The sequence below is a fragment of the Magnetococcus sp. PR-3 genome, from assembly GCF_036689865.1.
GTDB lineage: Bacteria > Pseudomonadota > Magnetococcia > Magnetococcales > Magnetococcaceae > Magnetococcus.
In genome coordinates this window covers 25,615-36,132 of record NZ_JBAHUQ010000046.1, presented here as the reverse complement: position 1 = coordinate 36,132, position 10,518 = coordinate 25,615, and the positions used below count along the sequence as shown (strand labels likewise).

General features: G+C 48.5%; 6 protein-coding genes. 3 read left to right on the top strand and 3 right to left on the bottom strand.

Translation table 11 applies throughout. The features are described 5' to 3' along the window. On the top strand, window positions 1–1,592 hold a 1,592-nt coding region (locus V5T57_RS19395; protein WP_332892919.1), incomplete at its 5' end, for a putative bifunctional diguanylate cyclase/phosphodiesterase. Window positions 1,593–1,609: 17 nt separating this feature from the next. On the opposite strand, the gene V5T57_RS19390 is transcribed toward V5T57_RS19395, so the two are convergent. The 3 genes from V5T57_RS19390 to V5T57_RS19380 all read right to left on the bottom strand — a co-directional run bounded on the left by V5T57_RS19390 (window position 1,610) and on the right by V5T57_RS19380 (window position 5,673). Then, entirely contained in the window at window positions 1,610–3,034 is a 1,425-nt protein-coding gene (locus V5T57_RS19390) for a sigma-54-dependent transcriptional regulator (protein ID WP_332892918.1), read from the bottom strand. Then, window positions 3,031–4,713, bottom strand: a complete 1,683-nt coding sequence (locus V5T57_RS19385) for an ATP-binding protein (protein ID WP_332892917.1) — start codon at window positions 4,711–4,713, stop codon at window positions 3,031–3,033. The genes V5T57_RS19390 and V5T57_RS19385 overlap by 4 nt, the downstream gene beginning before the upstream one ends. 249 nt (window positions 4,714–4,962) lie before the next feature. Then, the gene (locus V5T57_RS19380) at window positions 4,963–5,673 is read right to left on the bottom strand and encodes a response regulator (protein ID WP_332892916.1); all 711 of its coding nucleotides are present in this window, start codon (window positions 5,671–5,673) and stop codon (window positions 4,963–4,965) included. A 383-nt stretch (window positions 5,674–6,056) separates the two neighbouring features. Here V5T57_RS19380 and V5T57_RS19375 point away from each other — a divergent pair, with 383 nt between their 5' ends. Together V5T57_RS19375 and V5T57_RS19370 are read left to right on the top strand one after the other, a co-directional pair. After that, window positions 6,057–7,244, top strand: coding sequence for an efflux RND transporter periplasmic adaptor subunit (locus V5T57_RS19375; protein ID WP_332892915.1), 1,188 nt, complete (start codon window positions 6,057–6,059; stop codon window positions 7,242–7,244). A 2-nt stretch (window positions 7,245–7,246) separates the two neighbouring features. Continuing rightward, a complete protein-coding gene (locus V5T57_RS19370) occupies window positions 7,247–10,399 on the top strand; it encodes an efflux RND transporter permease subunit (protein ID WP_332892914.1) in 3,153 nt (1,050 codons plus the stop codon). The last annotated feature ends 119 nt before the right edge of the window (window positions 10,400–10,518 follow it).

Sequence of the window (10,518 nt, the reverse complement as noted above, 5' to 3'; positions counted from 1 at the left end):
ATATCAACCCAGCTTTTTGTGCCATCAGTGGTTATGAACGTCATGAGGTATTGGGTCTGAACCCTGGTTTTTCAAAATCTGACCGCCATGATAGTCAGTTTTATACTCAGATGTGGGAAGATCTCAAAGAGCATGGCTCGTGGAGTGGGGAAATTTGGGATCGACGAAAAAATGGAGAGCTCTACCCTAAACGGCTACGCATCAACACCGTTACCGACTTACAAGGCAACCCTCGTTACTATGTTGGTATTTTTTCAGATATTACCACCGCCAAACAAGCAGAGCAGCGGTTGGAGACACTGGCCTTCCAAGATTCGTTAACCCAACTGCCTAACCGAACGCTGTTTCATGACCGGCTGCAACAAGAGATCCGTAGTAGCCGTCGCCAGCGTAAACAGTTTGCTCTGTTTTTTATAGATCTGGATCTTTTTAAGCGGGTCAATGACACATTTGGCCACTCGGTTGGCGACCAGCTCTTAATTGCTGTTGGGCAAAGGTTAACCCATATGGTGCGTGATAATGATGTGGTAGCCCGTATGGGAGGCGATGAATTTACCATCATTGCCAGTGACATCAAACATGCTGAAGCAGCCGCACAAGTGGCCCAAAAGATCACCCAAAAACTATCCGAACCTGTTGAGCTTAATGGGCGACGTTTGCTTATTGGTGCCAGCGTAGGTATTGCTCTGTACCCGGATGATGGCGATAACCAAGAAGATTTAATGCGCCATGCTGACGCTGCAATGTACCATGCCAAGCAAAAAAGAGAGCGAGGGTTTGCCTTTTTCAACAGTGAAATGGATGCCCAATCCCAACGCCGCATGATGTTGGAAAGCTCACTAGAGCAGGCGTTACAGAACAAGCAGGGCTTGATCTTACACTACCAACCTCAAATAGACCTACCCACCGGAGCCTTAATCGGTGTTGAAGCTTTGGTACGCTGGCAACATCCGACAGAAGGGTTGTTAATGCCCGGCCAGTTCATTGCCATTGCTGAAGAGTCTGGGTTAATCATCCCGATGGGACTACAGTTACTCGAACAAGCTTGTGCTCAACTGCGCCAATGGCGTGACCATGGGCGTATGCCCCCTGAACTGCGTATGTCTGTTAATCTTTCCAGTCATCAAATACGTGGGGAAGTACTTCCAGGCCAGATTGAAGCCCTTCTGGAAACCTATCAACTAGAACCACACTGGTTAGAGCTTGAAATCACTGAAACAGTCATGATGGAAAACGCTCAACAGAGTGTACCCTTGATCAAAGCTCTAAAAGATATTGGGGTGCGCTTGGCCATTGATGATTTTGGTACCGGCTATTCATCCTTAAGCTATTTAAGCCGTTTTGATGTGGATGTGCTAAAGATTGATCGATCTTTTATTCAACCGTTGGGAAGTGACGACCGCTATGCGCTACCCATGGTTAACGGTATTCAGTCCTTAGCCCGGAGTCTTCACTTAGAGGTGGTGGCGGAAGGTGTAGAGACCGACTATCAAGCTGATGTTATGCGGCAACTGGGGTGCCCCATTGGTCAAGGTTATCTCTTTAGCCGACCTGCCGATGCCGCAACCATAGAACAGGAGTGGCGCTGCTAGCCCACACATGGCACTTGTTAACAGCTACGCATTTTTTTTAAGCGTTGGTTTAAAGCTGAGCGGGAGATCCCTAACATGCCAGAGGCAATACCCTGGTTATTGTCTGCCCGGTGCATCGCCTCTTCCACCAAAGCGACCTCTGCCTCTTTCAATGTAGGCAGGTTTCCTTGAACATGGCTAAAGAACCCGTCTTGATCCCCCACGTTTTGAGGAGACTCTATAACCGGTAGCTTGGCTGGTTTGATCGCCGTCCGAAAGCTAGACATTGAAAGTACGCCCCCCTGGTGCCGTGCTACAGCATCCCAAACCAAGGCGCGTAATTCCCGCACATTACCTGGGTAGTCATAAGTGGCCAACAGCGTAAAGAGTTCGTGTGGGGGGGTGGGTGTTTTTTTATCCATCTCTTTGGCGGCCATTTGCAAAAAAGCCGAAACCAGTAGAGGAAGATCCTCTTTGCGCTCTCTCAGAGATGGAATTTGCAAATGGTGAGCTGAAAGTCGAAAGAACAGGTCTGAGCGGAAGGTTTCATCACGCATTTTTGCCTGTAAATTAACATTGGTTGCCACCACAATTCGCGCATTGCTACGCTGAGGCACATCAGAACCCAGTGGATAGTATTGGCCCTCTTGCAGCAACCTTAGTAATTTAACCTGATCAACAATATTCAGATCACCAATTTCATCCAGAAACAGTGTGCCCCCTTCAGCTTGGTGGATAAGACCAGAACGTACAGAGTCTGCACTGGAAAAAGCGCCCTTTTTATGACCAAACAGGGTATCTGAAAAAAGATCACCTGCCATGCCTGCCACATTTACGGCCACAAACTGCCCAGCACGCTCGGTTAAGTTGTGTACTGCACGGGCGACCAGCTCTTTTCCGGTACCTGTTTCACCGGTGATCAGAACCGGTTCATTAGACTTGGCAACAGCTTCCGCATACCGAAACAGGGCAAGCATTTTATTGCTCTGGGTAATAATTCCTTCAAAAGCCTGTTGATGCTCGACCCCATCAGCCAACATATGATGACGTAAGGTATCAAGCTGATGCCGAAGGCTGTACATCTCTTGCGCACGTTTAACCGCAGAGACAAAGCGCGTCTCTTCGACCGGCTTAAGCAGATAGTCAAACGCCCCTTCTTTCATGCAGCGGATGGCAACTTCCACTTCCTCCAGTGCTGTCATGACAATAACGGGAATTTCAGGGTAGTGTTTTTTAACCTCAATGAGCAGATCAATACCACTGATTTGTGGCATCATGAGATCCACCACCACCACAGCAGCCCCTTCTTGGGCAATACGCCCAATCAGTTGCCGACCATCCTCCAAGGTCTCAACCTGGGTAATACCATGACTACGCAGGGTAATACGAGAAGCCAAAAGAATATCAACTTCATCATCCACCAAAAAAGTAGGAGGAATGGCCACTGGGTGGCTTTGGGTCATGAGATGCCCTTTTTATTGGTGGGGAGTTCAATGCGCACCAGGGTGCCTTGACCAGGCTCTGACTCAAAAGAGAGCTCGCCACCATGATCACGTAAGATCCGAGAGGTGATGGAGAGACCAAGCCCTGTCCCCCCTTGCTCCTGACGGGTGGTAAAGAAGGGTTCACAAACCCGCTTCATCTGATCCTCCTGCATACCATCCCCACTATCCTGCACCAAAATAACAAGCCGTTCGTTACTCTCCATCACCCCACCATGGATCTGCAAGGTCCCCCCCTGCTCCCGCATGGCTTCAAGGGCATTACTGATCACATTTCCCAGTACCTGTTCCAGCTGTAGCTGAACCCCTGAGATCATTGGCAGGTCACCAGCAATCGCCAAATCTACTGTAATACCATAACGGTTTAGAAGGTGTTCATGGATAGAGAGCGCCTCTTCCACCACCTCCAACATATTCACCGGCTGCAAAGCAACTTCGGCATCTCTTCTATTCTGTTTGAGTGACGAGACGATCTCTTTAATGCGGTTGGAGTTTTTACCGATGCCATCCAGCAGTTTAGGCATCTCTTCTTGGACTTCCTCAAAGGGTATTCCACCAAGATCATAGCTACCATTTTCCTCGGCATAAGCTTTTAGAATAGGTTGAGCATCCCGCCATGCCTTATTGATAAAAGCAGCATTAAATTGAATCGCATTATTGGGATTATTGATCTCATGGGCCACAGAACTGGCCAACACACCGATGGTCACCAAGTGGGCATTGCGCACCATGCGGGTAAGCATGCTACGTCGTTCGGTCATATCACGAATGATCAAAAGCAGATCAGAAGGGCCATCGTTGACAGTATTGCTTGGTAGAATTTGAGCCTCCCACCAACTGGCTTCCCCAATGGCTAATGTTACGGTTTGGGCTTTTTGCTGGCCTCTGGCTAATGAGATGGCACGGGCCATACGCTTTGCTGTTGAAGTGGGTAGTTGTGCGGTTAGAGAGTCACCAACTTCCAAAGCTTGAGGTAGTGGTAGAGCACCCGCCCGATTGATAAAACGAATGGCATTTTCACCGTTGAGTGAAATGATCACATCAGGCGTATAGGTTAACAGGTTGCGCAGAGTCTCTTCCGAACTGGAAAGAGCTTTTTCCACCACAGAGCGGGCCGTCATTTCTGACTGTAACCGTTCATTGAGCTCAGAGAGCTGAGCTGTACGCTGTACAACACGCTCCTCTAGAAGATCCCGGCTTCGCTGGAGATCCGCTTTTTGGCGCTCAATAACTTTACCTTGTTGATCAAGCGCAAGAAAAACGGAAACCTTGCCACGGAGAATCGCAGGTTCAAAGGGTTTGAGCATATAATCCACAGCACCCAGATAATAGCCCTTAAAGATATGGCTTTCATCCTTATGCACGGCGGAGATAAATATGATGGGAATACGTTTAGTGCGTTGGACATTGGACATTAAATCCACCACCTCAAAACCACTCAGGTCAGGTAGGTGAACATCCATAATAACCAGCGCAAAAGGTCCATCTAAAAGCAAACTTAGGGCTTCATTTCCACTGCGTGCAGTGACCAGCTCAGCTTCTAAATCACGGAGCGTCTCTTCAATGGTTAGAATATTTTCCGGCCGGTCATCCACAATCAGGATGCGCGGCTTCTCTTCCATATAGGTCGACTCGTCCATGGCCTCTCCGAATGTTGAACAGATATAGAGCACCTGTGCACAGCACAGCCTATATTTGTAACATTGATAGATACCAAGTTGCCTGGAGTTAAAAAAAAATTCAAGCTCCATATGATAAGAGAGAAAAAACTGCAAAAACAGCAGAGTAGCTGATTAAAGATAAGGGTTCTTAATGGATGCTCTTGATCGAGCATTGGCAAGGATATGTCATGCACATATTTTTACGGTGTATTTCCGTTTGATCCATACTTACTGGTCACGTCCCAGTTCTTTAACAAAGCGGTAACCGGCACCGCGCAGGGTTTCAATATATTGCCCTGCCACCCCCAGTTTTTGGCGCAAACGTTTTACATGGGTATCAATGGTACGGGTTTGTACCGCGGCGGAGAGACCCCAAACTTCATCCAATAGAAAATCGCGGGTTAACAAACGCCCTCGGTTTTCCAAAAAAGCCACCAGCAGTTTAAATTCCATAAAGGTTAACTGTATTTCTTGACCTGTTACCCACACTTGGTGTGCAGTCTGATCCACCTTTAAAGGGCCAAAACAGAGATCTTCCACGGGTAAGTCTGGTGCGGAGACAACATGGGCACGGCGCAGTATGGCTTTAACACGTAAAAGCAGCTCACGCATGCTAAATGGCTTGGTCACATAGTCATCCGCCCCCATATCAAAGCCCATCTCCTGATCTTCACTCTCTCCACGGGCTGTCAGCATAATAATGGGAATTTTTCGGGTACCCTCCCGACTGCGTAGGGTTTTACACACATCAAAACCTGAGATACCGGGTAACATAACATCCAGTACGATCAGATCTGGCCCTGGTTTTTGCGAGACCAGACGCACAGCTTCACGACCATTGGTGGTTGTCATTGTATCAAACCCGGATTGGTTGAAATTATATTCAAGCGTCCGCAACAGGTCGGTCTCATCTTCAACAATTAAAATCCGTTCAGACATGACTGATACCACCCCATAGTGTGCCTTGTAATCAAATGTACAGCGCGTAATCCCATCTTTAACGGCGTGAAGGGATGAACCCTTTTGACATGTGTCACAGACCCTTGGCTACGTCAAAAACACCTTTGCAGTATGTTTTTCCGTAGTATTCATCTCATCACAACGCAAGGCGCATGTGCGTCGCATTTTATTCATCTCTTTCATGGTTTACTCACATACACGTCAAATAAAAACCTGCACCTATCCATGAACTTTTTCTATAAATCCTTCCCAAACCTAGGTACGCAGCCCACACTGCTAAAAAAACCTATCCCATCAGCAGTCAGCTGCTATTTGGATGGTCTGTATTATGATCTCAGTCAACCTAAAGCTCTGAGCCCACCATGAACCGTTTTAAGGCATTACAAACCCTACTTTTTCCACTGCTTATTTTAGCGGGTGGTGCCATGGCGATCCGCTATATCGGAACCATGGATCCGTTACCGGCCACACCTGTCTCCATGCAGGCGAGGCCAAACATTCAAGTACAAGCCATCCAGCCTGCATGGCACGCCCCTAAAATGACACTCACAGGAGAAGTTTACCCCAGCCGTCAATTACGTTTAATGCCACGTATTGCAGGGCGTGTGGTGGAGGTTCACCCCAATCTGATTTTAGGGGGCACGGTAAAAAAAGGGGCGTTATTGGTTCGATTAGAGGATCAAGAGGCCAAACGACATATCAAACTGCTGGCTAGCCGTGCGCGTACTGCGGAACTGGAGTTGGAAATTGAAGCAGGTCGGCAAAAACTCGCCAAGCAGGACTGGGCGGTTTTGCGCCGGGGTGACAGCAAGCAGGCCAGTGACCTGGCACTAAGACTTCCCCATCTAGGGGTTGCTCGACAAAAGCTGGCAACCGCACGTATTGAACATGAGCAGGCTAAAAGAGAGCATCGTTATACCCTGCTCTTTGCCCCTTTTGATGCATTGGTGGTCAGCAAAGATGTGGCGATGGGGCAATGGCTTGTTGCAGGGCAAGAGATTGCTCGTTTGATTGCCAGTGATCATTTTTTAGTGCATTTAAGTATGGCTCAACCTCAGTTTTCACTACTGAACCATAAGAAAATTCAACAAGGTAAAGGGCCAAAACTATTTTTGCGTCCCAGTACCAATATGCAAGTGCCAGCAACGGTGGCACAGCTCACAGGGGTTTTAGGTGAGTTGCAAACCACAACGCGGCGTTTGACGCTATTGGCCAAGCTGGATAACCCGATGATGAGCCGTGGCTTGCCACTGTTACCTGGCAGTTTTGTTCATGCCCAATTAACAGGCTCTCCTCAACCACATATCTATGCCATCCCAACGCAAGCAACCGAGGATGGCAACCGGATATGGACAGTCCAAAACCAAGCATTAAAATCCTATACCATAGAACCTATGTGGGAAGATCAAGGGGTGTTGTATGTCCGCATACCTCAGTCTGATCAGCGTCATCTTAACCTGGTGGTAAGCCCTCTTTCACTACCCGTTGACGGGCAACCCGTCACCCTTACTGAACAGCAGCCCCGCACCAAGCCAAGCGGAGCCAAATAACCATGATGCCCAACCGTCCACAACCCGTTCATGAACGATCCACACAGACAACACCCCATGGGCCCATTGCCTGGATGGTCCATAATCCTGTGGCTGCCAACCTATTCATGGTGGTTGTGATTGTTGGGGGCCTGTTGGGTTTGTTGGAAAGTAAGCAGGAAATTTTTCCTGAATTTGACCTGGATCGGGTCGTGATCACGGTGGACTATCCCGGCGCGAGCCCTTTAGAAGTTGAACAAGGCATTGTGCTTGCGGTTGAGGAGGTGGTTCAGGGGTTAGATGGGATCAAAAGTGTCTCTTCTAACGCAGCAGAGGGGCAAGCGCGTATCAGTCTTGAACTGCAACGAGATGTCGATGGTGACCGCATCCTCAATGATGTTCAGAGTGAAGTGAACCGAATTACCACCTTCCCACAGGAATCAGAAAGGCCGGTGGTTAAGCGTGTGGTCAATAAACGTCATGTTATTGATCTTATTCTCTCAGCCCATATTCCTATGGCAGACCTGCAACCGGTTGCAGAACGGGCCAGACAAGATCTTTTACGTATTCCTGGCATTACACAGGTTGAGCTGAGTGGACTACCTGACCCTGAGATCCATGTTGAAATGCATAGAGAACAGTTGGAATCTCTAGGACTGACGTTAAACGATGTTGCCATACGTATTGGTCAATCAAGCTTAGAGCGGCCAGCCGGTACATTAAAGAACCAAGCAGGGGATACCCTGATACGCGTGAACGAGCGCAGACGACAAGGAAGTAAACTAAAAGATCTGGTTATTGTTGAAGATACCCGGGGAGCAGCCGTACGCTTAGGTGATATTGCCACCATCCGTGATGCGTACCGCGAAGATGAAGAAAAAGCCTACTACTTCAACAGTACGCCAGCACTGCGCTTAACCGCTTATCGTGTTGGGAAAGAGACCCCGACAGGGGTTAGTGATCGTGTTAAAGCTTATGCAGAGCAGCTCAGGCAAACCTTGCCTCAAACCATTCATGTCGACACCTGGAAAGATAATTCAGAAATTTTAAAGGGCCGTATTCAACTACTGTTAAAAAATGCTGGGCTGGGTTTGATACTGGTCTTGATCATCCTTGCCGTGTTTCTCAATCTGCGCCTGGCTGCCTGGGTTGCGGTAGGTATCCCCTTCTCATTTCTAGGGGCCTTTGTGCTTATGCCAGGGGCTGATCTCTCCATCAACATGGTCACCCTCTTTGCCTTCATTGTGACATTAGGGTTGGTGGTGGATGATGCCATTGTCGTTGGTGAAAACATCTACGCTCAAATGCAGCGCGGTGTGCCGACAACAGGCGCAGCCATAACTGGAACACGGCAGATCGCAACCCCAGTTACTTTTTCAATACTGACCACGGTGGCAGCTTTTATGCCGCTGTTTTTTGTACCCGGTACGCTGGGTAAAATTTTTATGCTGATCCCAGCCATTGTCGTATTGGTACTGCTTTTTTCTTTGCTCGAATCCTTTTATGTTTTGCCTGCTCATTTAGCCCATACCGCAGGGTTAGATATTCAAAAACTCCGTCAAGCCAGTCGCAAAGGCATGGGGCGTGCCCTACAGCGCTTTACCTTGGGCTATTACCGGCCCATTCTGCTCTTCTCTCTCCGGCACCGCTGGAGTGTCATTACCTTCTCCATGGTTCTATTAGCACTTTCCATCGCTTTGGTTAAAAGTGGTACCGTACCTTTTAACTTTTTCCCAAAAGTCGAGGATGATGATGTCCGGGCTAGTATGCGTTTGGCCCACGACGCACCTTATAATCAAACCCTCGCCATGCAAAAAAAGCTGGAGCATGCCGCCCGGAAAGCTGCAGAACATTTAGGGGATCCCTCATTAATTGATGGCATGTTTACCCGTGTGGGAGAAGCTGTTCGGACTGGCGGTCATGGCTCTCCCCGCCCCAGCAGTGGTAGCCACCTCGTGGCCATGGAGCTGCATTTAAAGGATATTGCCAAGACAGGGGTGAGTGCCTCACAGTTTGCCACGGCGTGGCGTCAAGCCATGACCCCCCTACCCCCTGAGATTGAAGGGCTGAGTTTTCATTACAATATTGGGCCTGGTGCTGGGGCCGATGTCGACGTGGAACTGTCTCATCCTGATCTACGCATGTTGGAGCAGGCTGCCCAACAGTTAGAACAGCACATGCGTCGTATGGATCAACTGGTTAATGTCGAAAGTGGGTTTTCAGTTGGTAAACCGCAGCTGGATTTTACCTTAACCCCCTTGGCAACCAATTATGGCATTACCGCCAATGATGTTGCCAATCAACTACGCGATGCCATTTATGGGGCCGAAGCGGTGCGTGAACAACGTAATCGCCATGAAATGCGCATTATGGTGCGTTTTCCCAGTCATCAGCGACGCAATGAATTGGATCTTAAAAAGCTCTTGATACACACCCCACAAGGGGAGATGGTCCCCCTACCCCATGTGGCGACTTTTAAGAGAAGTACCGCCCCGACCACCATTGTGCGGGAGGGCAGTATACGGGTAATTAATGTCTCCGGGGAGTTGGCGCCGGGGGTTCGAGACCCCCGCAAAGCCATGAAACAATTAAATTCAAATATTATTCCGGCTTTAAAAGCAGCTTTTCCTGCCCTTAAGAGCCGCTATGTGGGGGCCAAAAGAGAAAATGATGATACCTTTACAGTTTTACGTCACTACTACCTGCTTGCCTTGGTGGTGATCTATGCCTTATTGGCCATCCCTTTTGCCAGTTACCGCCAACCCTTAATCATCATGTCGGTTATCCCCATGGGCTTTGTGGGTGCTGTCGCCGGGCACATGGTCATGGATTATGGTATGAGCTTGGTCAGTATTTTGGGAATCATTGCACTTTCCGGTGTTGTGGTGAACGATTCATTAATTCTGATACATGGTGCTAACCGTGCACGGGATACCGGATTAACCCCCTATAAAGCCGTCATACATGCCGGTATTAGCCGCCTGAGGCCGATCTTATTAACCTCACTGACAACCTTCGTGGGGCTGGCACCCATGATTTTTGAAACGTCCGTACAGGCCCGCTTCCTTATCCCCATGGCTTTAAGTTTGGGGTTTGGGGTACTCTTCGCCACCTTTGTGGTCCTGATTTTAGTACCCGTTCTCTATTTATTATTAACCCCTCGTTCTTGCGAATAAAGTTAAATCAGACCCACGTTATGAGTGGGTAAAAAAAATCGGTTTTAAATAAAGCGTATATGTCTGTCGAGTTCTCCGTGCAAAAGCCTGGAAAATCTCCTATAATTAGCGCGTTTTTT